Below are 26,888 nucleotides of genomic sequence, written 5' to 3'. Positions count from 1 at the left end.
GCTGGTGCTTCAGAGCGCCGGCTTGACCGTCCGCACCGCGGCGGCGCGGCGCTCGGACTTCGCCTTCGCGTTGACGCCCTTGGGCCCCAGCTGCTCCAGCTCCGCGTAGAGCGCCTTGATCTCCACGAGGATCGCGTCGGCGACCTCCTGCTGCTGCTCGCGCGTCGGTCTCTCGACGACCTCCCAGCGGATCGGCTCGCCGTACAGCACCAGCACCTTCGGGAACTGCAGCTTCTTCCAGTTGCGCACCCGCACCGAGCCGTAGATCGCGGCCGGCACGACCGGCGCGCCCGACTGCAGCGCGATCCGCCCGATGCCGGGGCGGGCGCGGTCGCTGACCTTGCCGTCGCGCGAGCGGCCGCCCTCGCAGTACATCACGAGCGTGCCTCTGCGCTCGAGGATCGAGTACGTCGTCTCGAACGCGTCCTCGTCGAAGGCGCCGCGGCGGACCGGGAAGACGCCGCCCGGCGAGAAGACCCACTGGCCCGGCGGCTTGAACAGCTGCGACTTGGCCATGAAGCGGACGCGGCGGCGGATGAAGGCGCCGACGAAGAAGTGGTCCATGAACGAGGCGTGATTGGGGGCGAGGATCACCGCGCCCTCGTTCGGCACCCGCTCGGAGTGGTAGCCGCGCATGCGGAAGGCGCTCAGCCCCCACATCACGGTCAGCATCCGCACGACCTCGTAGACCCAGTTCGGGTCGGTCGTGCGGGCGCGCTGGTGGAACTTGTCGAAGTAGTCCTTCTCGCGCGAGTCCTTGTAGACCTGCGCCTTCATGCTCGACAGTCTCTGCTGCTCCTCGGCCATGCCAGCAGCCTATCGCCGCGCGTGCCTCAGTGGACCTCCTCCTCGCGCGGCTCCATCGGCAGGAACAGCGCGAGCACGGCGGCGGCCGCGGTCAGCGCCAGCACCCACCAGACGACCCGCTCGAAGGCGGCGGTGAAGCCGCGATCGCCGAGCACGGTGAAGAAGACGGTGCCGATCACGGCGATGCCGACGGCCGCGCCGAGCTGCTGGGTCGCGTTCAGCACGCCCGAGGCCGAGCCGACCTCCTCGTCGCCGACGGCGGCGAGCACGAGGCTGAAGAGCGGCGCGACGACGAGGCCGATGCCGAGGCCGGCGACCAGCTGCGGGCCGGCCAGCTGGAACGTCGTGACGTCGAGCCCGTTGTGGTTGACGACCAGCAGCAGCGCGACCATCCCGATCGCCATCACGAGCAGGCCGAGGTGGAGCGTGTGACGGCCGAAGCGCGGTGCCAGCAGCGCGCCGCCGAGGCCGGCGCCGACCGCCATCCCGAGCGACTGCGGCACGAGCGTGAGGCCGGCGTGGATCGCGCTGAAGCCGAGCCCGAGCTGCAGGTAGAGCGTCAGCACGAGCATCAGGCCCATCATCCCGGCGAAGAACAGCAGCAGCACGAAGGCGCCGCTGACGTAGGCGCGCTTGGAGAAGATGCTCGTCGTGACGAGCGGGTCGCGGCCGGCGCGCTCACGCGCGCGCTCGTGCCAGCCGAAGACGGCGAACAGCACGCCGCCGGCGGCCATCATCACGAACGTCCACGCCGGCCAGTCGAGCTCGCGGCCCTGGATCAGCGGGTAGATCAGCAGCCCGACGGCGGCCGCGACGAGCACCGCGCCGACGCCGTCCAGTCTGCTCACGCCGGGCGTGCGCGACTCCGGCAGCAGCGCGATCGCGCCGGCGACGGCTGCGATCCCGAGCGGCAGGTTGACGAGGAAGATCAGCCGCCAGCCGGTGCCGAACAGGTCGGCGTCGACGAGCACGCCGCCGACGATCGGGCCGAGCACGGCGGAGAGGCCGATGACGGGGCCGAAGAGGCCGAACGCCTTCGGCAGCTCCGCGGTCGAGAAGGCCGAGCGGATGATGCCGAAGCCCTGCGGGATCATCATCGCGGCGGCGAGGCCCTGCAGCAGGCGGAAGGCGATCAGCACGCCGGTGCTCGGCGCGATCCCGCACAGCAGCGAGCAGACGGTGAAGCCGATCGTGCCGGCGATGAAGAGGTGCCGGCGGCCGTAGAGGTCGCCGAGCCGGCCGCCGAGCACGAGCCCGACGGCGAGCGCGAGCGCGTAGCCGCCGACGATCCACTGCAGCGCGGTCGAGGAGGCGTGCAGCTCGGAGCTGATCGAGGGCGCGGCGACGTTGACGATCGTGCCGTCGAGCAGGTCCATGCACTCGACCAGCAGGACGACGACGAGGATCCACCAGCGCTTCGGATGGCCGGCGTCGGCGTCTGGCGGTGCTTCGGCAGCGGTGAGAGCGGCTTCGGTGGTCACGGCGGGGGCCTCGCGGTCGAACACTGTTCTTTAGTACGAACACTGTTCTAGCGTACAATCAGTGTTCGTGTCAACCGCACCGCTCCCCGATCCGCCCTGGAAGCGCCGCAGAGCCAGACGCCCCGCGCAGAAGGCGCCGCTCTCGCGCGAAGCCGTCATAGACGCCGCGCTGGAGATCCTCGACCGAGAGGGCCTCGCGGGCATCTCGATGCGGCGGATCGCCGAGCGGCTCGACACCGGCCCCGCCTCGCTCTACCAGCACGTCGCGGACAAGGAGGAGCTGCTCGACGAGCTGCTCGACCGGGTTCTCGGCGAGGTCGCGTTCCCCAGCCCCGACCCCGACGACTGGCAGACCCCGCTGAAACAGGCGCTGCGGGCGATCCGCAGAGCGCTCGCCGCCCACAGGGACATCGCCTACGTGACGCTCGGCAGAGTCCCGACCGGCCCCAACGGGCTCGCCGGCGCCGAGCGGCTGCTGTCGATCATGCGCGCCGGCGGCGTTCCCGGCCCGATCGCCTCCTACGCGATCGACATGCTCTCGCTGTTCGTCGGCGCGGTCGCCTACGAGGAGGCGATCGAGCAGCAGCGGATCGGCGCCGACGAGGACGCCCACCTCTACCACCAGCAGGTCGGCGCCTACTTCGCGACGCTGCCGCGCGAGCGCTTCCCGACGCTCGTCAGCATGGTCGCCGACCTGACGCGGATCGGCGCGATCGAGGACGAGCGGTTCGAGTTCGCGCTCGACGTGCAGCTGCGCGGGATCGCCGCGCTCGTCGCCGAGCACGAGGCCGGCCGCGGCATCTTCCACGCCACCTCCCCCTCGCTCGCCGACGCAGCGCCCGGCGCGTGAGCACCGTCGCCCGCCGGCGCCTGGTGGCGCTGGCGGCGCTCGCGGTGGTCGTCGTCGGCGTCGTGCTCGGCCTGCAGGCGGTGCGCGACGTCGCGCGCGGCTACGACCCGCAGGGGTTCGCCGTCAGCCACGCCGAGCTGCACAGCGAGGCGGTCGCCGACACGACCCTGAAGCAGACCTACGTCGTCCCGCCCGGCGGCGCGCGCGGGCGGCCGCTGCTCGTCTTCCTGCACGGCCGCGGCGACGACGGCGCCGACTCGAACCTCTCCGACGAGCTGTTCGCGGGACTGCAGCGACTCGGCGACGACGCGCCCGCGGTCGTCTTCCCCGACGGCGGCGAGGCCTCCTACTGGCACGACCGCGACGACGGCGCGTGGGCCAGATACGTGTTGGACGAGGCGATCCCGGCTGCCGTCAGACGACTCCACGCCGACCCGCGCCGGATCGCGATCGGCGGCATCTCGATGGGCGGCTTCGGCGCCTACGACCTCGCCCGCCTCGCCCCCGGCCGCTTCTGCGCCGTCGGCGGCCACTCGGCCGCGATCTGGCAGCAGGCCGGCGACAGCGCCGCCGGCGCCTTCGACGACGCCGACGACTTCGCCGCCCACGACCTGATCGCGGCGGCGCAGGCCGATCCGTCGCCGTGGCGCGGGATCCCGCTGTGGCTCGACGGCGGCGCCGACGATCCCTTCCACGCCGGCGACGACGCCTTCGCGAGCGCGCTCAGAGCCGGCGGCGCGCAGGTCACGAGGAAGACCTGGCCGGGCGCGCACGAGGGCGGCTACTGGCGCGCCCACATGGCCGACTACCTGCGCTTCTACGCGCGGGCGCTGAAGCGCTGCAAGCGGTGAGGCGGCGGGTGGCGCGGCGCGCGGACAGCGCGACGCGGCGGCGCGCTCAGGCGGCGCGGCCGCGCGCGAGGTAGACCGCGACGAAGTCCTTCAGCTGACGGCCGCGGTGCAGGAAGCCCTTGAGCGTCTTGCCGGTCGCGCGGTGCGTCAGCGGCAGCTCGACCTCGGCGACGCGGTAGCCGGCGCGGACGGCGTCGACCGTCATCCCGATCTCCATCCCGAAGCGCGGCGCGAACGGCACCACCGCCGGCAGCAGGTCGGCCCGCAGCGCCCGCTGGCCGGAGATCGGCGCGACCGTCTCCAGCCCGCAGCGGCGTCTGATCGCCCAGCGCGCGAAGCCGACCGCGAGCCCGAAGCCGCCGCCGACGCGGCGCGCGAAGGCGGCGACGGCGAGGTCCGCCTCACCCCGCTGGACCGTCTCGACAAGCTGCCTCAGCGCGCTCGCGCTGGTCGCGAGGTCGCCGTCGCACAGCAGCACGACCGGCGGCTGCGGCTCCTGCGCCAGCGCCAGCAGCCGCTGCGCGCCGAGCGTCGCCGCGCCGCCCTTGCCGACGTTGACCGGCGAGCGCGCGACCTCGGCGCCGTGCGCCTCGGCGACGTCGGCGGTGCCGTCGGAGGAGCCGTCGTCGGCGACGACGATCCGCGCCCCCGGGAAGACCTCCCACAGCGCGGCGAGCGTCGCCGGCAGGCGGTCGGCCTCCTCGTAGGCGGCGATCAGCACGACGGGCGGGCTCCCGACGGCCGTCGGGGCGGGCTCCTGCGAGTGGGGGGAAGCGTCGGCGGACATCGGCTCCGGCGGCTATTGTGCCGCTCCGGCGGGCCGGACCGCGGCGCCGTCCCCATCCGCGCACTTCCAGGAGGTCCCCCATGGCTGACGTCGAGGCTCACATCACCGGCACCGTCTGGAGAGTCGAGGTCGAGGTCGGCGACACGATCGACGAGGGCGACACGGTCGTGATCCTGGAGTCGATGAAGATGGAGATGCCCGTCGAGGCGGAGGATCCGGGCACCGTCAAGGAGATCCGCTGCGCCGAGGGCCAGGCGGTCTCCGAGGGCGACACGCTGATCGTGCTGGAGTAGCCGCTCCGATGGCCGCCCCCGACGACGAGCCCGCCGGCGGGCGCCTGCTGATCGACGAGCCGGCGCCCGGCGTCGCGCGGCTGACGATCTCCAACCCCGCCAAGCGGGGCGCGCTCGACGCGCCGCTGCTCGACGCGCTGGCCGCGACGCTCGGGCGGATCGACGCCCGCTGCGTGCTGCTGACCGGCGAGGGCCGCGCCTTCTGCGCCGGCTACGACATCGGCGCGCTGGAGAGCGAGGGCTACGACGACAGCGACGGCCATCCCTTCCAGGCCGCGCTGGCGGCCGTCGCCGACTACCCGTATCCGGTCGTCGCGGCGCTCAACGGCTACGCGATCGGCGGCGGGCTGGAGCTGGCGATCACCTGCGACCTGCGGATCGCCGCCGCGGGCGTGCAGCTGGGGATGCCGCCGGCGAAGCTCGGCGTCGTCTACAACCACGGCGGCATCAACCGCTTCGTGACCGCGATCGGCGCCGCCCGCACGCGCGAGCTGTTCCTCACCGGCCGCCGCGTCGACGCCGAGACGGCCGAGCGCTGGAGCCTCGTCAACGAGGTCGTGCCGGCGCAGGAGCTGGAGTCCGCGTCGCTCGCGCTGGCGGTCGAGATCGCCGCCAACGCGCCGCTGTCGCTGCGCGGCAACAAGGCCGCGATCGCCGCCGTCTGCGCCGCCGCCGGCGACCTCGACGACCAGACCGCCGCCGTCCTCGACACCGCCCGCCGCGAAGCGTTCCTGTCCGAGGACCTGCGCGAGGGCCTCGCCGCCTTCGCCGAGAAGCGCCCGCCGCAGTGGCGCGGGCGCTGAGCGCGCGCGGCGCGCGGCGCTGAGCCGGCGCAGCGCCGGCCGCGCCGCGTCTCTTAGACGCTCGGAACCAGCTCCGGCTGCCGCAACGCCGTCACGACACGCGCGCTGAGCGCGTCGGGCGGCCCGAGCAGCTCGACGCGTCCGCCGCCGCGCGGCCGCAGCGTCAGCCGCGTGCCGTGCACGTCGGGCGTGACCGTGATCTCGGTTCGCGCTCGCTCCCAGCTCGCGAGCACCGCGGCCGCGACCGGCACCGGGCCGCCGCCGGGCGCGCTGCGCGCCTGCAGCAGCAGCACGCGATCGGAGGTGACGGCGACCAGCAGCGCCTCCGGCAGCCGCAGCCGGCGCGGGCGCCGCGCCGCCCGCCGCGCGACGGAGGCCGGCCGGCCGGTCAGCGCGCAGGCGAAGGCGCGCCAGCCGCGCGGGCGCAGGAAGCGGGCGGCCGCGAGCACCTCGCCGTCGACGATCCGCTGCGCGGCACGGTCGTAGCGCCGGACCCAGTCCAGCTCGTCGCGCTCGCGTGCTCGATGTATCGGGATGACCTGCGCCGCGGGCGCGGCCGTTCCCTCGGCCTGTGCCAACTCGGACCTCCTGCCAGTTCCAGGTAAATCGATGGTCCCACTCGATCCCTCACGGCGATAGGGGCGCATGCCGCTCCTGGCGCGCAAGCCGGCCGAACATCCGGCCAAAACCGCCGATTCCTCACGGTCAGGTCGAGCCTGAGGGTCGAATTGTGTCGAACAACCGTTCGGGATGCGGCGCCCGTCACGAACTTTCCCGCTACGTGCGGGAAAAGTGCCGTCCGACGGTGCACATAACGTGCCTCTCACCATGATCGAGATCGAGGCGCGACTGGACGAGCTGGAACAGCTTGGGCTTGCCCGCCGCACGCGGATGGTCAGTGGCCCGCAGGGACCGCGGGTCGTGCTCGACGGCAAGCCCGTCCTGCTGCTGTGCTCCAGCAACTACCTCGGTCTCGCCGACCATCCCGCCGTCCGCGAGGCCGCGGCCGACGCCGCGATGCGCTGGGGCGTCGGCGCCGGCGGCTCGCGCGCCGTCTCGGGCACGATGACGATCCACCGCCGCCTCGAGGAGCGCCTCGCCGCCTTCCAGCAGCGCCAGGCCGCGCTGCTGTTCGGCTCCGGCTACCTCGCCAACGTCGGCGTCGTCTCGGCGCTCGCGCGCGCCGGCGACGTCGTCTTCTGCGACGAGCTGAGCCACCCCGCCGTGATCGACGGCTGCCGCCTCTCGCGCGCCGACGTCTTCGTCTACGAGCACGGCGACGCCGAGCACCTCGAATGGGGCCTGCGCGAGGCCGACGGCCGCGGCAGCCTGATCGTCACCGACGGCGTCTTCGGTCGCGACGGCGACGTCGCGCCGCTGCACGAGCTGGTCGACCTCGCCGCCCGCTGGGACGTGCGCCTGGTCGTCGGCGAGGCGCACGGCGTCGGCACGCTCGGCCCGGGCGGCCGCGGCGCCGTCGCCGAAGCCGGCGTCGAGGACGGCGTCGATGCGATCGTCGGCTCGCTCGGCAAGGCGCTCGGCTCCTACGGCGCCTACGTCGCCTGCGACCAGCAGATGGCGAAGTACCTCGCCTGCGCGGCCCGCACGCTGCTGCACTCGACCGCGCCCGGCCCGCCGGCGGTCGCCGGCGCGCTCGCCGCGCTGTCGCTGCTGGAGCAGCAGCCGCGACGGGTCGAGAAGCTGCAGGCGAACGCCGCGCTGCTGCGCGACGAGCTGCTCGCGGCCGGCTTCGCCGTCGCCCACAGCCCGCACACGCCGATCGTCACGCTGCCGCTCGGCGACGCCGCCGCGACGCTGCGGACGATCGAGAAGGCGCTCGACCGCGGCGTCTTCGCGCAGCCGCTGCTGCCGCCGGCCGTGCCGGCCGCGGAGACCGGCCTGCGCCTGGCGGTGATGGCGTCGCACTCCAAGAGCGAGCTGAGAGACGCCGCCCGCGCGCTCGCGCAGGCGGCGAAGGCCGCGGGCGCCGACCCGGCCGCGCGCCCGGCCCGGCTGCCCGCCGAGCCGGAGCCGTTCGACAGCGACGAGCGCGAGCTGCCGGTCACCGCCAACGGCGGCCTGCCGCTCGGCGGCGACCAGATCGCGACGCCGAGCGTCCGCGCGGGCGCGCGCCTCGCCGAGCCGACGCCCGGCCTGCGCGGCCGCGAGCGCCGCGCCGAGCTGTGGGACGACGGCGACGGCTGGGTCGAGCAGAGCCGCCGCCCCGCCCGCAGCGCGACCGGCGGCGGGCGCCCGTTCGACGCCGACGCCCGCAGCGCCGCCGGCCGCCCCTTCGACGCCGAGCTGGACGGCCCGCCCGCACCGCGCGCCGCCGCCCGCTCGCAGGCGCAGCAGCCGGGCGTCTTCGACGCGGAAGCATCCGGCTCGCTCGTCGAGCACGCCGCCTGACGCACGAACGCCCGGCGTTGACCGGGCGTTCGAAGGCTCCTGGGGGAAGTTGGACGGAGCGGGTTCGGCCGTGCGGCTTAGCCCACCCCGTGCCCTGCATCCACTCATCCGGCCATCAGTGAAAGCTCAGCGCTGCATAAGCGCTGGCTAAGGACGCGGCATGCCGCCAACTGCTGTTACACCCATGTAACATCGTTGCTCGTATGACACGAGCTCTCGACCTCACCGGCGTCTCGCTGTGGCGCTGGGACGCGGAGCAGCAGCGTGAGCGCCACCTGCTGCGCGACGTCCACTGGACCGTCAACCCCGGCGAGCACTGGGCGCTGCTGGGCGCCAACGGCGCCGGCAAGACGACGCTGATGAACGTCGCCGCCGCCGTCCACCACCCCAGCGACGGCACCGCCGACGTGCTCGGCGAGCGGCTCGGCCGCGTCGACCTGCGCGCGCTGCGCGGGCGGATCGGGCTCGTCGAGGCGAGAACGAGCCGCTCCTTCCGCCAGCGGCTGACCGCCGAACAGGTCGTGCTGACCGGCGCGACCGCGACGATCGCGCTGCGGCCCGGCGCGCTCGGCGACGACGAGCGCGAGCGCGCGAGCGGGCTGCTGGCGCGGTTCGGCTGCGGCGAGCTGGCCGACCGCCCCTACGACGCCTGCAGCCAGGGCGAGCGCCAGCGCGTGCTGCTGGCGCGGGCGCTGATGCGCCGCCCCGCGCTGCTGCTGCTCGACGAGCCCGCCACCGGCCTCGACCTGCCCGGCCGCGAGGCGCTGCTGCAGGCGGTCGCGACGATCGCCCGCGAGGAGCCGGAGACGGCGACCGTCACCGTCACCCACCACGTCGAGGAGCTGGCGCCGTCGACGACCCACGCGCTGCTGCTGCGCGACGGCGCGGTCGTCGCGGCCGGGGCCGCCGAGCAGACGATCAGCGGCGCGAACCTGACCGCGACGTTCGACACGCCGGTCCGCGTCGACCGCGTCGGCGGCCGCTGGCTGGCGCGCGCCGAGGCGCATTGGTGATCGGCGACGAGGAGGCGCTGCGGCGCGCCCGCGACGCGATCGAGCGCGACGGCTGGGAGGCGGCGACGATGGAGCGGCTCGCCGGCGCGCTCGGCGTCTCGCGGATGACGCTGCACCGCCGCGGCGTCCGCCGCGAGCACGTGCTGGGCGCCCTCGGGACGCTGCTGGAGGGCGACTACCGGCGTGCGCTGGAGCCGCCGCTGACGGCCTCCGGCGACGGCCGCGCGCGGCTCGCGCTGGCGCTGACCGCGCTCTGCGGCGTGACCGAGCAGAACCTCGCGCTGCTGGCCGCGCTCGACGCCGCCGAGCGCGACGAGATCTTCCACGCCCCGGCAGCGGACGCCGCCGCCGAGCCCGAGCGCGGCGCGGCCGCGGCCAGCGGCGACGGCGTCCTGACCCAGCCCGCCTTCACCGCCCCGCTCCAGCAGCTGCTCCAGGACGGGATCGCCGACGGCTCGCTCAGGCTCGACCCGGACGAGACCGTCGCCGAGGCCGCGACCGTCCTCTTCAACCTGCTCTCGTGGACGTACCGCCATCTCCGTCTCGGCCACCACTGGCCGCCGGAGCGGGCGGCCGCGGCGGTGACGCGGCGGGCGCTGCGGTCGGTCTCGGCGTAGCGAGCTCGCCGGGCTCCAGCGGCTCGCCCGGCAGCGTCAGCCGCATCAGCGCGCCGCCGCCCGCCGCCGCCTCGGCGCTCGCGCGGCCGCCGTGCAGCTCGGCCACCTGCCGCACGATCGCCAGCCCGAGGCCCGAGCCCGGCATCCCGCGCGCGCTCGGCGCGCGGTAGAAGCGCTCGAACACGTGCGGCAGGTCGCTCGGCGCGATCCCCGGCCCGCGGTCGCGCACCGTCAGCTCGCCGGCGTCGCTCAGCGCGACCGTCACCTCGGCATCGAGCGGACTCCACTTGGCGGCGTTGTCGAGCAGGTTCGTGACCGCCCGCTCCAGCCGCGCCGGCACCCCGCGCACGAGCGTCGGCGCCAGTCTGACGGCGAACACCGGCGCGCCCGGCCGCCGCCGCGCGCGCGTCACCGCCTCCTCCACCAACAGGTCGAGCCGCACGTCCTCGACGGCGTCGGAGGGCTCCTGCTCGCGCGCCAGCTCGACCAGGTCGCCGACGAGCCCGCTCAGCTCCTCCAGCTGCTCGACGACGTCGCCGAGCAGCCGCCGCCGCTCGTCCTCGGGCAGCCCGGCCGGCAGCGCCAGCACCTCGATGTTCGTGCGCAGGCTCGTCAGCGGCGTGCGCAGCTCGTGCGAGGCGTCGGCGACGAGCTGGCGCTGGCGCCCGACCGACGCCTCCAACGCTCCCAGCATCGCGTTGAAGGAGCGCGCCAGCCGCGCGATCTCGTCGCCGTCGGGACTGGCGTCGGCGTCGAGCAGCCGCCGCACACCGCCGCTGACGGCGCCGCTCGCGGGCTCGGGCACGTCGATCCGCCGCGTCAGGTCACCGGTCTCGCCGACGTGCTCGACCGCCGCCGTCAGCTGGCCGACCGGCCGCAGCGCGGTTCGCGCGACGAGCCGCCCGAGCCCCGCCGCCAGCGCGATCCCGCCGGCGCTGACGAGCAGCAGCACGAGCGCGAGCCGGTCGAGCGTGCGGTTGACGTCGGTCAGCGGCCGCGCGATCTGGATCGCGATCCCCGTCCGCGCCGGGACGGTCAGGATCCGCACCGCGGTGCCGTCGACGTCGGCGTCGCTGAGGAACGCGCCGTGAGTGCCGGCCGCGACCGCCTTCGTGTCGGCGTCGACCGGCAGCCTCGGCTGCCCGGCGGCGCCCGGCGGCCGCAGCCGCGTGCCGTCCTCCAGCACCGCGCCGACGTAGGTCGTCTGCAGCCCGAGCGCGTCTCTCGGCGCGCCCGGCGCTCTCAGCGGCGCCATCTGGCCGGCCCCGGGCAGACCGGGCGGCGGCCGCAGCACGAAGTCGAGGTTGCGCCGCTCGGCGACCTGCCGCAGCTCGCTGTCGAGCTGGCCGCGCAGCTCGCCGCGCACGACGACGTAGACGATCCCCGAGGCGAGCGCGATCGAGACCGCGACGGCCGCCGCGGCGACCAGCGCCAGCCGGCGCCGCAGCGTCATCTCTCGCGCAGCACGTAGCCGACGCCGCGGACCGTGTGGATCACGCGCGACTCGCCGTCGGCCTCGGTCTTGCGCCGCAGGTAGCCGACGTAGACCTCCAGCGAGTTCGACGTCGAGCCGAAGTCGTAGCCCCACACGTGCTCGAAGATGACGCTGCGCGGGAGCACCTGGCGCGGGTGGCGCAGCAGCAGCTCCAGCAGCAGGAACTCGGTCCGCGTCAGCTCGATCTCGCGCTCGCCGCGACGGACCTCGTGGGCGCTCGGGTCCAGCTGCAGGTCGCCGAAGCGCAGCAGCTCGCGCCCGTCGGCGCCGGTCCGCCGCAGCAGCGCCCGCAGGCGCGCGCTCAGCTCCTCCAGCGCGAACGGCTTGACGAGGTAGTCGTCGGCGCCGGCGTCGAGCCCGCTGACGCGGTCGGCGACGGTGTCGCGCGCGGTCAGCATCAGGACCGGCGTGCGGTCGCCCGCGGCGCGCAGGCGGCGGCAGACCTCCAGCCCGCCGACCTCCGGCATCGCGAGGTCGAGCACGACCGCGTCGGGCGCGACGCCGCTGAGCGCGTCGAGCGCCTCCTGGCCGTCGGCCGCGAGCGCGACCTCGTAGCCGTCGATCCGCAGCGCGCGTTCGAGCGAGCTGCGCACCGCCGGCTCGTCGTCCACCACGAGGATGCGCATCGGGCCACCATCCCTGCGCAAGCTGAACAACCCCTAAGAGCGACCTGGGAGAAAGCTGAGAAGGCGAGCCTTTAGTCGGCGCACCGCCGTCTAGGAGGATGGTCCAGTGCACTCAAGCGGCGGTTCTGGCACGTCGATCTGAGGGGCATGTCCCGACGCCTGCTGCTTCCTCTCCTCTCCGCGCTCGCGCTGCTGCTGGTCGCGGCGCCCGCCACCTTCGCCGCCCCCGCGGCCTCCCCCACCGCTCACGCCGCTGCTGACGACGACTCGATCTGCGGCGACGGCGAGCTGGCCGTCGAAAGCGACGACGGCACGATCGAGTGCACCTCCGACGTGGTCGTCGACGACGGCTCCGACGGCGACGTCTCCGCGCTCTGCGACGACGACACCGGCGACGACAGCTCCGACGACTGGAGCGACGACTCCGGCGACGACGCCGCGATCGCCACCGCCGACGACTGCGACGACACGGTCGCCGCGCCGCTGCTGACGAAGCTGACCGGCAAGGTCGCCGGCAGAGGCCGCGCCGCGAAGGTCCGCGTGACCTTCACGCTCGACCAGCCCGGCGAGGTCGCGCTGTCGCTCGCGCGCACCGAGGCCGGCACGACCAGCGGCAAGCGCTGCGTCACCGCCGCCGCGACCAAGACCAAGAAGGGCGCCAAGGGCAAGCAGGCCGCAAAGGGCAAGGCGAAGGCCAAGGGCGGCAAGAAGGGCAAGCGCTGCTCGCGCACCGCGCCGATAGGCGGCACCGCCTTCGTCGACGGCGACAGCGGCGCCAACGCCTTCACCGTCGCGCAGTGGAAGTCCCGCAGCCTCAAGCCCGGCAGCTACAAGCTGACCGCATCGCCGACCGACGGCGACGCGGACGTGACGACCACGTTCACCGTGGCGGCGCGGTAGGAGCGCGCAAGCGGGCGCGCTTGCGCTCTGTCAGGTCCGTGCACTAGCGTTCCCTGGACGGACTTCCAGGCGTGTCGCGGAGGCACGCCGCAGCGTCATCGGGGCAGGGAACGCGTGCGGTCGACGGTCGATCTCGTGGTGCTCGGGCTGCTGCTCGAGCACCCGAGCTACGGATACGAGCTGTGCAAGCGCTACGAGCGCCGCTTCGACCAGCTCGCGAGAGTCAGCCGCTCGCACGTCTACAGCGCGCTCAACAGCCTCCAGCGCGACGGGCTGATCGAGCCGCTCCCGGCCGACGACTCCGGGCGCCAGCCGAAGGTCCGCTACCGCCCGACCGCCGCGGGCGCCGCGCTCTTCCGCGACGAGGTCTCCGAGCAGCTCGACGAGACCGTCCGCCGCTCGCGGCTGCTGGGTCAGCTGGCGGCGATCGGCGTCGGCCGGCGCGACGAGGTGCTGGAGCTGGTCGACGGCCACGAGCACGCCGTCGCGGCCGCGCTGGCGGCGCTCGACGGCGACGGCTGAGCGCTCAGCGCTCGCCGGAGGCGGCGACCTGCACGATCGAGGAATCGATCAGCCACTCGACCGGCGCGACGTCGTCGGTGTAGACCCTGCCGCCCTGCAGCCGCGGCTCCAGCCGCGCCGCGGTCGCCTCCGCGACCGGGCGCAGGTCGACCGGCAGACCCGGCGCCGCCTGGCGCAGCACGTCGGCCGAGATCGTCCCGTCGCCGGCGATCGCGATCGTGTTGACGCGCTGGCTGGGGTCGCGCACGACGGTCGTGAAGACGTCGGCCATCGTCGCCGTCAGCACCTCCTCCAGCGCGTGCGACCGCTCCGGGTGGCCGATGTTGACGAGCACGACGCCGCCCGGGTTGAGGTGGTCCTGGACCTCCTCGAAGAACTCCTTCGTCGCGAGGTGGAACGGCACGTACGGCTGGCGGTAGGCGTCGACGAAGATCGCGTCGAATCTGCGTCTCTGCGCCCGCAGCCACGGCCGCCCGTCGGCGGTGTGGAGGTGGACGTTGGGCGCGTCGCGCTCGTTCAGGTCGAAGAGCGAGCGCGCCAGCTTGTTCAGCTCGCCGTCGATCTCGACGCCGTCGACGCGCGTGTCGGGGAAGTAGTGGCCGTACTGGCGCGCGACCGTGCCGGCGGCGTTGCCGAGGATCGCGACCGATCTCGGCGGGCTGCCGTCCGTGCGGGCCGCGAACGGCAGCGTCAGGAACTCGTCCCAGTAGTTGCCCGTCAGCCAGCGGCCCGGCTCGTAGATCGAGTGGACCGCCTGGCCCTCGTTCAGCTCCAGCCGCCGCTCGCCGTCTCTCTTCTCTATGACGACGGCGTACTGGTAGAGCGTCTCCTTCTCCCAGATCACCTTGCCGTCGCCGACCGCCTTGACGGTCCCGACCGGCAGCGCCAGCAGGATCGCGATCACGATCGGCGCGGGCGCGAAGCGGCGTCCGAGCGCGGCGGTCGCGACCAGCGCGAGCGCGAGCGCGTAGATCAGGAAGGTGCGGCGCGTGCCGAGGAAGGGGATCAGCAGCAGCGAGCTGAGGAAGGTGCCGGCGAGCGAGCCGAGCGTCGAGACGGCGTAGAGGCGGCCGGTGATTCTGCCGGCCTCGTCGACCGACTTGATCGCCAGCTTGACGACGAACGGCGAGATCATCCCGAGCAGCACCATCGGCACCGCCAGCAGCACCAGCACGGCGATCAGCGAGCCGACGAAGGCGCCGGCCGAGACGGAGCTGAGCGCGTCGACCGAGACGCGCAGGAACGGCCGCGCGAAGAACGGCAGCGCGGCGAAGACGGCAGCGGCGGCGAGGATGATCAGCGCCAGCGGCCGGATCGACGGGTCGCGGTCGGCGAATCTGCCGCCGAGCCAGTAGCCGATCGAGAGCGCGACGAGCACGACCCCGATCGTGTTGGCCCAGATCAGCGTCGAGTCGCCGAACCACGGCGCCATCAGGCGCGCGGCGGCGATCTCGCCGCCGAGGGAGGCCGCTCCGCCGACGAAGGTGAGCGCGTAGATCCGTCGGAGGGGCATCCCGCCCACAGCGTAGTGGAGCGCTGCCGCGGGCGGCCGGCCCGATCGCCCGCTGCCGCGGCGCGGGTCCCGCTCAGCGGTTCGCGCCGGCAGGCTCCGCGCTCGCGGCGACGCCGTAGTCGAGCGGCGCGGCGACGAGCGCGCCGGCCAGCTCGCCGGCGAGCGTCGGATCGGACGGGTCGAGCGTGCGCGTGCCGCTGCCGGCGGAGAGGTCGAGCCCGTCGAGCGACAGCCAGACGACGTTCGGCGCGCGCGTGGCGGCGAAGTAGAGCACGCGCTCGCTCAGGTCCTGGGCGCAGCACCACCACGTCGGGAAGGTGTCGAAGCGGCTGTCGGGGGCGCCGAACGGCACCGAGCAGTTGCGCACGACGCCAAGCACGCCCGCGACCGCCTCGCCGTGGTCGGCCGGTCTCGGCAGATGCGAGAGGAAGTACGTGGCGCGCACGAACCGCTCCTCGGAGACGATGTCACCCGGCAGCGGCAGCTCGCCGCCCCACGGGCGGTAGCGGCCGAGGTTCTCGACCTGCTGCTCGTACGGCGGGTCGTTGGTCATCACTCTGTACTCCGCGCCGCGGCGCACCGTCACGCGGCCGTCGACGATCTCGACGATCGCGGCGTCCCCCGACGGGTCCTCGATCGCGAGATGGGCGCCGACGTGCTGGCCGTTGAGCGGCACCGAGACGATCCGCACCCGCTCGAGCCCGTCGAGCGCCTCGGAGACGGTCGCGAAGTTGTCGGCGACGTACTGCGACCAGAGGCGGTTGGAGACGGCGGGGCGATCGTCGCGCCGCTCCCAGCCGGCGGCGCCGAGGTAGAGCGTGTGGACCGCCAGGCCGCGCTCGTTGAGCGCCTCCGGCGTCACCACCCCCCATCCCTGCAGCGCGACCGCGCCGTAGCGGGAGACCCACTCCAGCGAACCCTCGCCGGCGTCGCCGTGGCGCGCGGTCCCGCGCGGCGTGACCCACAGTCGCGGGCGGTCGCTGACCTCCCAGTCGAGCGTGCGCCCGGTGACCATGGCGACGCCGTTGTCGTTCCAGAAGACGCGCGTGCACATGCCCTGGGAGTCGGCCGCACGCCGCCGGAGCTTGAGCGCCCGGCGGCGCGACGACGGCGGCCTGTCAGTCCTCGTACGGGACGAAGTCGCGCTTGCGTGCGCCGCAGACGGGACAGAACCACGTCTCCGGGATGTCCTCGAAGGCCGTTCCGGGCGGGATGCCGCCGTCGGGGTCGCCGTCCTGGGGGTCGTAGATGAACCCGCAGGACTCGCAGATCCACTTCTGCTCGGTCTGGGTCGTGCTCATGGGCTCACACGGTACCGCGCCTTCGGTAGGGTGCGACCCATGGAGCCGCACCCCGGTCTCGGACCCGGCGAGGAGGTCAACGCCGGTCCGGTCACCCCGCCCCGCACCGCAGCCAGCGTGATCGTCGTGCGCGGCGGCACCGCAGCGCTCGAGCTGCTGCTCGTCCAGCGCACCCCCAACGCCAGATTCATGGGCGGCGTGTGGGTCTTCCCCGGCGGCTCCGTCGATCCCGAGGACGGCCCGATCGACCACCCGGAGGACCTCCAGTACGCGCTCCGCGTCGCCGCGCTGCGCGAGGTCGCCGAGGAGGCCGGGGTGCGGCTCGACAACGACCTGCTGACGCCCTTCTCGCGCTGGATCACGCCGGCCCATCTGAAGACCCGCTTCGACACCTGGTTCTTCGTCGCGGCCGCGCCGCGCGACGCCGAGCCGAGGGTCGACGGCGAGGAGTGCGTCGACTTCAAGTGGCTGACGCCGACCGAGGCGCTCGCCGCCCACCAGGCCGGGCAGCTGCCGCTCGTCTTCCCGACGATCAAGCACCTCGAGCAGCTGCGCGCCTTCAGCAGCGCCAACCAGCTGCTGGAGTACAGCTACGAGCTGGTGATCGAGGCGGTCGAGCCGCGCATCGTCACGGTCAGAGACGAGCTGCGCGTGCTGCTGCCGGGCGATCCCGGCTACGAGCAGGTCGGCCGGAGGTAGGGAGCGCACGATGGCCGCTGCCGCCGCGGGTCTCACCGTCGCCGTGACCGGTCCGACCGGGGACGTCGGGCGCGCCTTCGTGCGGTCGCTGGAGCGCAGCAGAGAGGTCGGGCGGATCCGGGCGTTCGGCCGCCGCGACGTCGATCCCGCCGCCGAGGGCTGGAAGAAGACCGACTACACGCGCGGCGACGTGCTCGACCGCGACGCGGTCACCGCGCTGGTCGAGGGCGCCGACGTCGTCGTCCACCTCGCCTTCGCGATCATGGGCGCGCCGGGCGAGAGCGGCCGCGAGGTCAACCTGACCGGCTCGCGCAACGTCTTCGGCGCCGCCGTCCGCGCCGGCGTCAGACGGCTCGTCTACACCTCCTCGGTCGCCGCCTACGGCTTCCACGACGACAACCCGCCGCTGCTGAGAGAGGAGCAGCCGCCGCGCGGCACCGACGCGCACGCCTACTCGAAGGCGAAGGCGGCGGTCGAGCGGGCGCTGTCGGAGGCGACCGTCGGCAGCGGCACCGAGGTCTACGTCTTCCGTCCCTGCATCGTCGCCGGCCCGGACGCGCTGATGTTCATCGGCAACATCCCCTACGTCCAGCTCGGCGACAAGATGCCGGCGGCGATCTGGAAGCTGCTCGACGCGGTGCCGGTGCTGAAGCCGGTGATCCCGGACAACGGCATCTCGTTCCAGCTCGTGCACCACGACGACGTCGCCGCGGCGTTGCGCGCCGCGACGCTCGGCAGAGGCAAGCCGGGCGTCTACAACCTCGCCGCGCACGGCACGCTGACGATGCGCGACCTCGCCGACGACCTCGGCTGGTACACGATCCCGGTGCCGGAGCTGGCGGTCGACCTGGCCGCCGAGGCGGCGACGCGGCTGCCGTTCGTGCCCGAGGACGCGCAGTGGCTCAACGCGCTGCGCGTGCCGATGCTGATGGACGTCGCGAAGGCCGAGCGCGAGCTGAGATGGAAGCCGAGATACGGCGTGCGCGAGACGCTGCGAGCGACAATTGCCGAGGCTCGGGCTTCGCAGCTCTTGCGCTGAGGCGGCAATTGCCGAGCACGATCGCCGAAGCTCGGGCTTCGCAGCTGCTGCGCTAGCGTCTGAGGCATGGCTGAACCGACCCGCACCGCCGTCGGCACCTGGAGCGGCGGGCGCTTCATGCACTTCGGCGAGCCGCTCGACGACGAGCGGCTGCTGGCGCTGCTGCGGCCCGACGCCGCGATCCGCACCGTCCTGACCGCCGACGCCTACGGCGCCGGCGACGCCGACCGCCTGCTCGGCCGCGCGCTGCGCGGGCTGGAGCGCGACGACTACGTGCTCGTCGGCGCCGTCGGCCACGACTTCTACGAGGGCGAGCGCGAGGGCGCGAAGGGCTTCCCGCGCTTCACCGACCCGCGCCTGCGCGGCGCCGGGGACTACGCCTCCTACCTGCGCCGCGCGACCGAGGCGTCGCTGGAGCGCTGCGGGGTCGACCGCTTCGACCTGCTGCTGCTGCACAACCCCGACCGCATCGGCTACACGAGCGAGGCCGTCTGGAACGGGATGGCGGCGCTGCGCGACGCCGGCCTGACCGATCTGATCGGCGTCGCGCCCGGCCCCGCCAACGGCTTCACGCTCGACCTGATCGACTGCTTCGAGCGCTTCGGCGAGCGGATCGACTGGGCGATGGTGATCCTCAACCCGCTCGAGCCGTGGCCCGGCGAGCTGGTGCTGCCGGCCGCCGTCAGGCACGACGTCAAGCTGATCACGCGCGTCGTCGACTACGGCGGCCTGTTCGGCGGCGACCTGCGCGACCCCGGCACGCTCGGCGAGCGCGACCACCGCAAGTTCCGCCCCGACGGCTGGGTCCAGCGCGGGCTGGAGCGGATCGCGCGGATGGAGGCGATCGCCGCCCGCCACGCGCTCACGCCGCTGCAGCTCGCCTGCCAGTGGAACCTGGCGCACGAGCCGGTCGCGTGCGTCGCGCCGACGCTCGTGCAGGAGGCCGGCGCGGACGCCAAGCCGGTCGAGGACAAGCGCGCCGAGCTGGCCGCGCTGCCGGCCGACATCCGCCTGACCGCCGCCGAGGTGCAGGAGATCCGCGCGATCGGCGACAACACCGGCTCGATGGCGCTGAAGGGCGCCGCCGTCACGCACGAGGGCCCGGAGCGGGCCGACGCCTGGCCGCTCGGTGAGTCGCTCGCCGCACTTGCCGCGCGCTGGTCGATCGACCCCGCGCGCGACCTCGTCAAGCACGCCTGAGCAGCCCTGGACGCAGCGCCCCTGACGGCGGCTGCGTCCAGTGATCGGCACTGGACGCAGGACCTTCAAAAATCCCTGCGTCCAGGCGCATTCACGATATCCCGCAACGTGCGGCGATTGTCGTGAACGGCCGGTGGCGAGCGCTTGTGCGGGCGCTCGGGAGGGGGTGAGACTGGCGCGCATGCGCCGCTCCGCCCTCGCCGCCACCGTCGCCGCGCTCGCCGGCGCCCTCCTGCTGCCGGCCGCCGCCGTCGCTGACGAGGCCGCCGCGCCGGCGACGACCGTCAGCTGCGCGCAGCAGCCGTACCCCTACGAGGAGCTGGCGACGGCCGAGGCCGGCCTCGCCGCGTTCATGAACGCGCCCGGCTCGCCGTACTTCGGCGCCTACGGGATCGGCTGCGCGCCCGACGGCGCGATGCGGCTGCTGGTGACGATCTACGACCCGACGACCGCCGCCGACGAGCGCGCCCTGCGCGCCTTCCTCGCCCCCGCCGGCGACCGCGTCGCGATCACGCGCGAGCACGGCGGCGAGATCATGGTCCAGGGCGTGATCGCCCACTCTGCGCCGGCGCACGCGGCCGGCAGAGCCCGGCTCGCCGCCAGACCGCGTCGCGTCGGCGGCACGGTGCGCGTGCGGCTCGCCTGCCCGGAGCGCGCCGCGCGCGCCTGCGGCGGCCGCATGCTCGTGCACCTCACCTCGCGTGGCGGTGGCACGGGCACCAGCGGCAGCACGCCGCGCCTACTGGCGGCGCGCTCCTTCGCGCACCTGGCGCCTGGCGAGCGACGGACACTCTTGTTCAGGCTGACCTCGCGCCAGCGCGCTGACGTCCGCAGTGGCGACGTGCTGAGCGCGCGGGTGCGCTAGCTGCAGGCGGGTTCGCACCGCACCGATCCCGGAACTGAGGAGCTGTTGCGGTCGCTCCTGCAACGGGCTGTCGCGTTCTACCGCAGCCATGGCATCACCGTCGAGCGGCTCATCACCGACAACGGCTCGCCCTACCGCTCTTCGCCGCACGCGATCGCCTGCCGCACGCTCGGGATCCGCCACCGCTTCATCCCACCAAGCCATCGGCCGACAAACCCCAGCCAAACACCTGAACAGCCTGCTGAGGACTTACAGCTAGACGCTCGGCTTAGATCCCACGCGTCCGGGGAGTCGACGCGCTATCGACCTCTGCGCGTGATGTACCGTACGTCCGCCTTACGATCTACCCTTAGTAAGCCGATCGCTGTTGGCAGGGACTGGGCAGCTCTCGTTCCGGATCTCATGGCCGTGAAATCGATCGACCAGTCAAGCCGATGGCGTCTGAAGATCCGTTCACATCGCCCGCCCCCGCTCAGGCTCCGGAAGCCTGGTGCTCACCCGAGCTCGTTGAGAAGATCGGGCGGCGCTGCGCCAGGCTGCTGATCAAGCCGGTGCAGTGGATCGACCGCCGCAAGGACAGCGTCGAAGTAATCGACGACACCGCGCTGCGCTGGCAGACGAGCGTCGACTTCGAGTATCCGGACGCCGCGGAGGGACCGCTCGACGACACCGTCCCTCACGACATCGGCAGAGAGCGCCTTTTCGGAGCGCCATTGTTCGTCCTGCCGAAGGCGCCCTCGAACTACATGGCGTTCGATCTCGTTGACGAAAGCGGCCGCGCGCTCTCGCTGATCGGCCGCACCGACAACGCTCGCATCACCGGCGAGACGCTGGTCGTGATGGCCCGTCAGGTCGCCGGCGCCCTCGATCCGGAGATCGAAAGAACGATTCGCATGGTGGCCGAAGCGGATGCCGTCACCAGCAAGCTGCTGGCACGACGGTGTCTGCAGCCGCTCGATGGCGACTCACACAGTGCGACGTGGTCAAGGCTGGCAAAGCACCCTCGGTTCGCTTGGTGGTTTCGGACCGCAGCCGAGGCGTCGATCGTCGTCGTGCTGTACCGCGCCGTGCCCGGTGCTCGCAAGCGCATCAAGTTGTCGTACGAGGCAGGCATCATCGTCGCGGACACCAACTTCACGCTCCGACTCGGATGGGTGCCGTACTCGATCCTGATCGACGCGCCGTGGATCGAGGCCCGCACTTACCATTTCGAGGCGGCTGCCCCGAAGGGGCTGCGGATCGAACGGGCGTGGCTCGCCGACGACGAGCACCCCGACGCGGTGCGCGCAGGCGACCTGACCCGGCGTGTCCATCTGTATCGACCCGACGCTGTCGCTGCAGGCGCCGGGGCGGGAACACTGGAACTGCGCACCGGCGGGAGCAGCTTTCCGACCGGGGCGTTCGCCGTCGCCTCGTTCGTCGTCGCCGCGCTGGCCGCGTGTGCGATCTGGGCGCACAAGATCGCCGTCAATCCCACCAGCGCACCGGCACTGCTGCTTCTGCTCCCGGGCTTGTTGGCGTCGTACGTCGGGCGGCCCGACCAGCATGCGCTGACTTCACGACTGCTGTCACTCACGCGCGTGCTGCTCGTCGTCCTGGCACTGCTCGCGTATGCGGCGGCGGGTGGCGTCGTCTTCACCGGTGGCGGCGACACCAAGGTCGCTGCCGTCGTTGACGAACGCACAGCGGCGTTGTCCACGATCCTCTGGCCGCTGTTCCTGATGTCAGTCGTCGTCTGGGGTCTGCTCGGGGTCGCGTTGCTGCGAAGCCACCGGTTCCTTCGTCGTGTCTTCACGAGAGCCGCCTGGCGACACCTGGGGACGTTGGTCGGACAGCACCGCTTCGACCTCGTGGAGACGCTGCGTGCGACCCCGAGCGACACGCTCAAGGCGCTGTACGGGGATGCGCCCGGCACACCCGTCCCCGAGCGGCCGCGAGACACTGTGATCGACAGCGTGCCGTTCAGAATGCAACGCTACGTAACACGCTGGCGCTGGTACGGCAACTGGCTGTTCGTCCTCGCCGCAGACGCCGCCTCTGGTGGCAGCCAGGCCTCGGTGACCGCTCTCCTGAAGACGCGCCGGTGGATGACACCGTTCCGTTGGTTGATCGTCCGCCGAACGAAGGGCACGGTCGCCGACCTGCTCTGTGATCTCGCAGACGGGTTCGCAAGAAGCGAAGTCGTAGACAGAGGTCCGGTTGATTCGTAGGTCCGAGCCCGGCCGTTCCGTCCTCCCCTGATGATCTACTTCTTGTCGTCTTGCGCGCTGCGAAAGAGATCACGATCATCGTGCCTCCGCCATCGACAGGCGAACATGACTTCACTCTCTGCTCGCCGAGGCACTCGGGACAAGCCGGAGCGGACAGGCCGCAACGACGAGAGCGCTACCCTGATAGCCGACGTTGTCCCCCGCTGACCTACTCAGATACGCGTCCATCGGTAGCCAGGATGATGTCCGGGACCTTCATCTTGGCGTCGATGCTGCACATGATGCTGCCACGGTTGACGTGCGCGCATTCACTCAGGCAAGATATCCCAGTTTGTAGATCTTCTTTCTCGTTGACCTCATGAGCACTTCACTCAAGCGCCACTCTTCCAAGCGCGGCACGATCCCCGCCGAGGTGCGCGCCCGCGCCGGCAAGGCCGGCGATGCGCCGTCTCCGACGTGGTACGCCGGGCGTGTCGATATCGATCACAGTCCTGTCGTGATCGATAGAGGCGACGACGGAAGTCCGCGTCGCCTCTCTGACGATGAGCTGGCAAGGATCGCAGCCGCGCACCCTGCTCAGAACCCGCTCTCGCATCACGCGACGGCGATCGTGGCGCGAGTGAGCACGGTCTTGCGCAGGTGGCTCCCGCCGCGAGACATCGCCGTCCCGCTGCGCAAGCGCACCCCCTGAGGAGCCGCGCTCAGCACCGTCGTGCAGTGAGCCTCAGCTCAGTACCTGCCGCCTTCCTCGCCCTCGATCACGTGCATGACCGCGTTGATCAGCGCGAGATGGGTGAACGCCTGCGGGTAGTTGCCGAGCTGGCGGCCTGACTTCGGGTCCAGCTCCTCGGCGTAGAGGTAGAGCGGCGAGGAGTGGCCCAGCAGCCGCTCCAGCAGCGCCTTCGCCTTTCTGTGCTCGCCGATCTCCTCCAGCGCGGCGACGAGCCAGAAGGAGCAGATCAGGAAGGTCCCCTCCTCCCCGCTGAGGCCGTCGTCGGTCTCCTCGACCTTGTACCGCAGCACGAAGCCGTGGTCGGTCAGGTCGCGCGAGATCGCCTTCACGGTCGCGCAGACGCGCTCGTCGTCCGGCGGCAGGAAGCGCACGAGCGGGATCAGCAGCACCGAGGCGTCGAGCGCGTCGGTGTCGTAGTGCTGGCGGAAGACGCCGTCGCGCACGCCGCGCGTGAGGATGTCCTCGCGGATCTGCTCGGCGACCTGCTGCCACTGCGCCGCCAGCTCGCGCTCGCCGTGGATCTCCGCCAGCCGCGCGCCGCGGTCGAGCGCGACCCAGCACATCAGCTTCGAGGAGACGTAGTGCTGCGGCGCCCCGCGCGCCTCCCAGATCCCCTGGTCGGGCTGCTCCCAGACCTCGATCGCGCAGCGCACCTGCGCCTCCAGCACCGGCCACAGCCGCTGCGGCAGGTGACCGCCGACCTTCGTGTGCAGGTAGACGGAGTCGAGCACCGCGCCGTAGACGTCGTTCTGCCGCTGGTCGAAGGCGCCGTTGCCGATCCGCACCGGCTTGGCGCCCTCGTAGCCGGTGAGGTGGTCCAGCTCGGACTCGGTCAGCTGCTTCTCGCCGCCGACGCCGTACATGATCTGCAGCGAGCCGTCCTCGTTGCGCGGCACGTCGGCGACGAACTGCATGAAGTCGTCGGCCTCCCAGTCGAGGCCGAGCGCGTGCAGGCCCCAGAGCGTGAAGGTCGCGTCGCGCATCCACGTGTAGCGGTAGTCCCAGTTGCGCTCGCCGCCCGGGGTCTCCGGCAGCGAGGTCGTCAGCGCCGCGACCATCGCGCCGGTCGGCGCGTACGTCAGGCCCTTCAGCACGAGCGCCGAGCGCTGCAGGTAGATCCGCCAGGGATGGTCGGGGAAGCGGCCGTCGTCGAGCCAGTCGCGCCAGAAGTGCGACGTGTAGTCGAGCATCGCGGTCGCCTCGTCGGCCGTCTGCGGGCCGTGCAGGTCGTTCGCCCACGACAGCGCGACGTACCTCTTCTCGCCCTCCTTGAGCGTGTGGCGGGCACGGGCGCGGTTGCCCTCGATCCCGATCCGCAGGTCGCTCATCAGCCGCAGCGAGCCGGTGTGGTGGTGCGCGTCGACGGCGTCGTAGCCGGAGCCGACGGTCGTCCACGAGGCCGGCTCGCGCGCGTAGTCGAACATCGGCTCGCAGACCATCTCGATCTGGACGCTGCCCTGGATGCACTCGATCGTGCGGACGATCAGGTGCTCGGCGTCGTCGTCGGTCGGCGGGCGCGTGCGCGTGCCGTCGACGCCGTTGTGCGGCCCCCACGGGCCGATCGCGAGCGCGTCGCGCACGACGACCCAGCCCGACTGCGTCATCCAGGTCGTCTCGACGATGTTGGTGCCGGGCTCGTAGCGGCGCGCGCCCGGGACGGTCGTGCCGTAGGGGCCGAGCCGGAAGGCGCCGGCGCCGCGGTCCAGCAGCGAGCCGAAGACGCTCGGCGAGTCGAAGCGCGGCGCGCACAGCCACTCGATCGTGCCGTCGGGCGCGACCAGCGCGCCGGTGTGGCAGTCCGACAGGAAGGCGTAGTAGCCGATCGGCGGGAACGGCGAGCTGGCCGGCTCGTGGCCCCGTTCTCTCCTCGCGTTCGCACGCGGCCTCCTGCGCGGCGTGCTCTGTCCACCAGTACTCGCGCGCGTGGTGCGCGGGCGCGTGCCCGCGCCGTCCTGCGTTTCGCTCATACGCTGTTCCAGAAGTCGAGGCCGAGGTTGTTCAGCAGGTTCTGCGCCTCGGCGTTGAGGCGGAAGAACTCGCCGGTCCAGATCAGGATCCCCATCGCGATCAGCACGACACCGCCGATCCCGATGACCGCGCCGTAGTGGCGCTTGACGAAGGCGAACGCGGTCGTCATGCGGCCGAAGGCGATCGAGGTCAGCAGGAACGGGATCGCCAGCCCGGCCGAGTAGAACGCGAGCAGCAGCGCGCCGCGGCCGGCCGAGTCCGACAGCGCCGCCGCCGACAGGATCGCGCCGAGCGTCGGGCCGATGCAGGGCGTCCAGGCGATCGCGAAGGCGGCGCCGGCGATCACCGGTCCGCCGCGGCCGGCGCGCGCCATCAGCCCGCCGACGTGGAACTCGCGGTTGAGCTGGGTCACGAACGGCGCCGCCAGGAAGAAGACGCCCATCACGATGATCGTCGCGGCGGAGATCTTCTCCAGCAGCTCGCGGTGGTCCTGCAGCGTCGCGCCGACGGCGGTCGCGCCGAGGCCGAGCAGGATGAAGATCGTCGAGAAGCTCAGCACGAACAGCAGGCTCGGGCCGAGCACGCGCAGCGTCCCGCCTCTCTGCTCGCGCGCCTGGTCGGGCGTGACGCCGGCGACCGCGGAGATGTAGCCGGGCACGAGCGGCAGCACGCACGGCGACAGGAACGAGACGAGGCCGGCCGCCACCGCGAGGGGAATGCCGACTCCGGAGGCGGGATCAACCATCGCGTCCAAGAGTACCTGCGGGCGCGCGCCCCGGCCGCGACCGGCCGTCGCCCCGCCAGACCGGCTGTTTCCGGGAATGTCAGAGAAAACTTGTCTTGCTGTCACAAGTTCGCGCCTGCGGCTAGTTAAAAACCGATGGGAGCGACGGGAAGCGTCTTCGAGATCGAGTACGTTTCCCACCTACCAACCCGATCCGGCGGGGCTTGTGAGCAACTTTGCGCCACAGGCCCCGTTGGTGGGTAGGAGCGAACATGGAAGCCTCTTCGATCCCAGCCACGGCAGGTGTGACGCGCAGCGGCAAGGCGCGTCCCTCCGTCGGCCCACTCCTGCGGCTGCGGTCGGACGAGCAGCTGGTGAAGCTTTTCCGGCAGGGCAACGAGGACGCCTTCCGCGTGATCCACGACCGCTACCGGGCTCGTCTCTTCGCGTACACCCGGCAGATGCTCCACGGCTCCAGACAGGATGCCGAGGACGCGCTGCAGGACGTCTTCGTGCGCGCCTACGCCGCGCTGCGCGCCAACGACCGCGAGGTCTCGCTGCGCGCCTGGCTCTACCGCGTCGCGCACAACCGCTGCATCGACGAGCTGCGCCGGCCCGCGCCGCCGCCGCCGGAGGTGCTCGAGCGGCTGTCGCCGCCGTCGGTCGACCCGATCGCGGAGACCGAGCAGCGCGAGTCGCTGCGGCGGCTGGTCGAGGACGTCAGACGGCTGCCCGAGCAGCAGCGCTCGGCGCTGCTGATGCGCGAGATCGTGGGCATGTCCTACGCCGACCTCGCCGCCGCGCTCGACGTGACCGTGCCCGCCGTCAAGTCGCTGCTCGTGCGCGCCCGCATGGGCCTCGCGCAGGCGGCCGAGGCGCGCGACACCGCCTGCGTCGAGATCCGCGAGGAGCTGATGGAGGCGCATGACCGCGGCGTCCGCGCCAGCGGCCTCGCCCGCCGGCACCTGCACGACTGCGCCGGCTGCCGCGCGTACAAGAGAGAGCTGAAGTCGATGCGCGAGCGGTTCGCCGCGCTGACGCCCGCGCTCGGCCCGATGGCGCTGCTGGCGAAGCTGCTCGGCTTCGGCGGCGGCGGTGCCGCGGCCGGCTCGACGGCGGCCTCCGGCGCCGGCGGTGCCGCGGCCGGCGGCGCGGCCGCGATGGCCGGCGGCGCAGCGGTCG

27 protein-coding genes are annotated in these 26,888 nt (G+C 72.8%); 16 read left to right on the top strand and 11 right to left on the bottom strand.

Annotated elements, in window-relative coordinates:
- Positions 1-9: 9 nt before the first annotated feature.
- Positions 10-807 (bottom strand): 1-acyl-sn-glycerol-3-phosphate acyltransferase, encoded by a 798-nt coding sequence (locus Q7L73_RS15695; protein WP_304690680.1) that lies wholly within the window; start codon positions 805-807, stop codon positions 10-12.
- A gap of 26 nt (positions 808-833) precedes the next feature.
- Entirely contained in the window at positions 834-2,288 is a 1,455-nt protein-coding gene (locus Q7L73_RS15690; protein ID WP_304690679.1) for an MFS transporter, read from the bottom strand.
- Between the two features lie 67 nt (positions 2,289-2,355).
- Between Q7L73_RS15690 and Q7L73_RS15685 the strand changes: the two genes are divergently transcribed.
- Positions 2,356-3,138, top strand: a complete 783-nt coding sequence (locus Q7L73_RS15685; RefSeq protein WP_304690678.1) for a TetR/AcrR family transcriptional regulator — start codon at positions 2,356-2,358, stop codon at positions 3,136-3,138.
- Positions 3,135-3,989 carry an alpha/beta hydrolase family protein gene (locus Q7L73_RS15680; RefSeq protein WP_304690677.1) on the top strand — a complete coding sequence of 285 codons (855 nt, stop codon included), beginning with the start codon at positions 3,135-3,137 and terminating at the stop codon, positions 3,987-3,989. Before Q7L73_RS15685 ends, Q7L73_RS15680 begins: the two co-directional genes overlap by 4 nt.
- Positions 3,990-4,035: 46 nt before the next feature.
- Here Q7L73_RS15680 and Q7L73_RS15675 read toward each other — a convergent pair whose 3' ends face one another.
- Positions 4,036-4,776, bottom strand: a complete 741-nt coding sequence (locus tag Q7L73_RS15675) for a glycosyltransferase family 2 protein (protein WP_304690676.1) — start codon at positions 4,774-4,776, stop codon at positions 4,036-4,038.
- Positions 4,777-4,856: 80 nt separating this feature from the next.
- On the opposite strand from Q7L73_RS15675, the gene Q7L73_RS15670 reads away from it, so the two are divergent.
- Both Q7L73_RS15670 and Q7L73_RS15665 read left to right on the top strand, forming a co-directional pair.
- On the top strand, positions 4,857-5,069 hold the full coding sequence (locus tag Q7L73_RS15670; RefSeq protein ID WP_304690675.1) for a biotin/lipoyl-binding carrier protein: 213 nt from the start codon (positions 4,857-4,859) through the stop codon (positions 5,067-5,069).
- A gap of 8 nt (positions 5,070-5,077) precedes the next feature.
- Positions 5,078-5,872, top strand: a complete 795-nt coding sequence (locus Q7L73_RS15665; RefSeq protein WP_304690674.1) for an enoyl-CoA hydratase/isomerase family protein — start codon at positions 5,078-5,080, stop codon at positions 5,870-5,872.
- A gap of 53 nt (positions 5,873-5,925) precedes the next feature.
- Here the strand turns inward: Q7L73_RS15665 and Q7L73_RS15660 are convergent, their stop codons facing one another.
- Positions 5,926-6,450, bottom strand: coding sequence for a hypothetical protein (locus Q7L73_RS15660; protein WP_304690673.1), 525 nt, complete (start codon positions 6,448-6,450; stop codon positions 5,926-5,928).
- 250 nt (positions 6,451-6,700) lie between these two features.
- Here Q7L73_RS15660 and Q7L73_RS15655 point away from each other — a divergent pair, with 250 nt between their 5' ends.
- From Q7L73_RS15655 to Q7L73_RS15645, 3 genes are all read left to right on the top strand, one after another.
- Positions 6,701-8,281 carry an aminotransferase class I/II-fold pyridoxal phosphate-dependent enzyme gene (locus tag Q7L73_RS15655; protein ID WP_304690672.1) on the top strand — a complete coding sequence of 527 codons (1,581 nt, stop codon included), beginning with the start codon at positions 6,701-6,703 and terminating at the stop codon, positions 8,279-8,281.
- A gap of 203 nt (positions 8,282-8,484) precedes the next feature.
- The gene (locus Q7L73_RS15650; RefSeq protein ID WP_304690671.1) at positions 8,485-9,294 is read left to right on the top strand and encodes an ABC transporter ATP-binding protein; all 810 of its coding nucleotides are present in this window, start codon (positions 8,485-8,487) and stop codon (positions 9,292-9,294) included.
- Positions 9,291-9,911 carry a hypothetical protein gene (locus Q7L73_RS15645; RefSeq protein ID WP_304690670.1) on the top strand — a complete coding sequence of 207 codons (621 nt, stop codon included), beginning with the start codon at positions 9,291-9,293 and terminating at the stop codon, positions 9,909-9,911. The genes Q7L73_RS15650 and Q7L73_RS15645 overlap by 4 nt, the downstream gene beginning before the upstream one ends.
- Here Q7L73_RS15645 and Q7L73_RS15640 read toward each other — a convergent pair.
- Both Q7L73_RS15640 and Q7L73_RS15635 read right to left on the bottom strand, forming a co-directional pair.
- On the bottom strand, positions 9,802-11,364 hold the full coding sequence (locus tag Q7L73_RS15640) for a cell wall metabolism sensor histidine kinase WalK (RefSeq protein WP_304690669.1): 1,563 nt from the start codon (positions 11,362-11,364) through the stop codon (positions 9,802-9,804). The genes Q7L73_RS15645 and Q7L73_RS15640 overlap by 110 nt on opposite strands.
- On the bottom strand, positions 11,361-12,032 hold the full coding sequence (locus Q7L73_RS15635) for a response regulator transcription factor (RefSeq protein ID WP_304690668.1): 672 nt from the start codon (positions 12,030-12,032) through the stop codon (positions 11,361-11,363). The genes Q7L73_RS15640 and Q7L73_RS15635 overlap by 4 nt, the downstream gene beginning before the upstream one ends.
- 147 nt (positions 12,033-12,179) lie before the next feature.
- Here Q7L73_RS15635 and Q7L73_RS15630 point away from each other — a divergent pair, with 147 nt between their 5' ends.
- On the top strand, positions 12,180-12,932 hold the full coding sequence (locus Q7L73_RS15630) for a hypothetical protein (RefSeq protein ID WP_304690667.1): 753 nt from the start codon (positions 12,180-12,182) through the stop codon (positions 12,930-12,932).
- Positions 12,933-13,046: 114 nt separating this feature from the next.
- Positions 13,047-13,454 carry a PadR family transcriptional regulator gene (locus Q7L73_RS15625; RefSeq protein WP_304690666.1) on the top strand — a complete coding sequence of 136 codons (408 nt, stop codon included), beginning with the start codon at positions 13,047-13,049 and terminating at the stop codon, positions 13,452-13,454.
- A 4-nt stretch (positions 13,455-13,458) separates the two neighbouring features.
- Here Q7L73_RS15625 and Q7L73_RS15620 read toward each other — a convergent pair whose 3' ends face one another.
- The 3 genes from Q7L73_RS15620 to rd form a co-directional block, all read right to left on the bottom strand.
- Positions 13,459-14,967, bottom strand: coding sequence for a spermidine synthase (locus tag Q7L73_RS15620; RefSeq protein WP_304690665.1), 1,509 nt, complete (start codon positions 14,965-14,967; stop codon positions 13,459-13,461).
- Between the two features lie 73 nt (positions 14,968-15,040).
- A complete protein-coding gene (locus tag Q7L73_RS15615; protein WP_304690664.1) occupies positions 15,041-16,021 on the bottom strand; it encodes a linear amide C-N hydrolase in 981 nt (326 codons plus the stop codon).
- 64 nt (positions 16,022-16,085) lie between these two features.
- Positions 16,086-16,268 (bottom strand): rubredoxin, encoded by a 183-nt coding sequence (gene rd, locus Q7L73_RS15610; protein ID WP_304690663.1) that lies wholly within the window; start codon positions 16,266-16,268, stop codon positions 16,086-16,088.
- Between the two features lie 39 nt (positions 16,269-16,307).
- Between rd and Q7L73_RS15605 the strand changes: the two genes are divergently transcribed.
- The 6 genes from Q7L73_RS15605 (at position 16,308) to Q7L73_RS15580 (ending at position 22,972) form a co-directional block, all read left to right on the top strand.
- Positions 16,308-16,967 carry an NUDIX hydrolase gene (locus Q7L73_RS15605; protein ID WP_304690662.1) on the top strand — a complete coding sequence of 220 codons (660 nt, stop codon included), beginning with the start codon at positions 16,308-16,310 and terminating at the stop codon, positions 16,965-16,967.
- Positions 16,968-16,977: 10 nt separating this feature from the next.
- Positions 16,978-18,006, top strand: a complete 1,029-nt coding sequence (locus Q7L73_RS15600; protein ID WP_304690660.1) for an NAD-dependent epimerase/dehydratase family protein — start codon at positions 16,978-16,980, stop codon at positions 18,004-18,006.
- A 66-nt stretch (positions 18,007-18,072) separates the two neighbouring features.
- Positions 18,073-19,206: an aldo/keto reductase gene (locus tag Q7L73_RS15595; protein ID WP_304690659.1), complete on the top strand. Its 1,134-nt coding sequence runs from the start codon at positions 18,073-18,075 to the stop codon at positions 19,204-19,206.
- Between the two features lie 181 nt (positions 19,207-19,387).
- Positions 19,388-20,071 carry a hypothetical protein gene (locus Q7L73_RS15590; RefSeq protein ID WP_304690658.1) on the top strand — a complete coding sequence of 228 codons (684 nt, stop codon included), beginning with the start codon at positions 19,388-19,390 and terminating at the stop codon, positions 20,069-20,071.
- A gap of 434 nt (positions 20,072-20,505) precedes the next feature.
- On the top strand, positions 20,506-22,281 hold the full coding sequence (locus Q7L73_RS15585; protein WP_304690657.1) for a hypothetical protein: 1,776 nt from the start codon (positions 20,506-20,508) through the stop codon (positions 22,279-22,281).
- A gap of 358 nt (positions 22,282-22,639) precedes the next feature.
- The gene (locus Q7L73_RS15580) at positions 22,640-22,972 is read left to right on the top strand and encodes a hypothetical protein (RefSeq protein WP_304690656.1); all 333 of its coding nucleotides are present in this window, start codon (positions 22,640-22,642) and stop codon (positions 22,970-22,972) included.
- A gap of 38 nt (positions 22,973-23,010) precedes the next feature.
- Here Q7L73_RS15580 and Q7L73_RS15575 read toward each other — a convergent pair whose 3' ends face one another.
- Both Q7L73_RS15575 and Q7L73_RS15570 read right to left on the bottom strand, forming a co-directional pair.
- On the bottom strand, positions 23,011-24,981 hold the full coding sequence (locus Q7L73_RS15575; RefSeq protein WP_304690655.1) for a glycoside hydrolase family 15 protein: 1,971 nt from the start codon (positions 24,979-24,981) through the stop codon (positions 23,011-23,013).
- On the bottom strand, positions 24,978-25,727 hold the full coding sequence (locus Q7L73_RS15570) for a cytochrome c biogenesis CcdA family protein (protein ID WP_304690654.1): 750 nt from the start codon (positions 25,725-25,727) through the stop codon (positions 24,978-24,980). The genes Q7L73_RS15575 and Q7L73_RS15570 overlap by 4 nt, the downstream gene beginning before the upstream one ends.
- A gap of 251 nt (positions 25,728-25,978) precedes the next feature.
- Here Q7L73_RS15570 and Q7L73_RS15565 point away from each other — a divergent pair.
- A partial coding sequence (locus Q7L73_RS15565) for an RNA polymerase sigma factor (protein ID WP_304715585.1) occupies positions 25,979-26,888 on the top strand: 910 nt, incomplete at its 3' end.

Source organism: Conexibacter sp. CPCC 205762, from assembly GCF_030646155.1.
In the GTDB taxonomy this organism is placed as follows: domain Bacteria; phylum Actinomycetota; class Thermoleophilia; order Solirubrobacterales; family Solirubrobacteraceae; genus Conexibacter.
The sequence above is the reverse complement of the archived record's forward strand: the minus strand, read 5'-3'. Positions and strand labels throughout refer to the sequence as shown.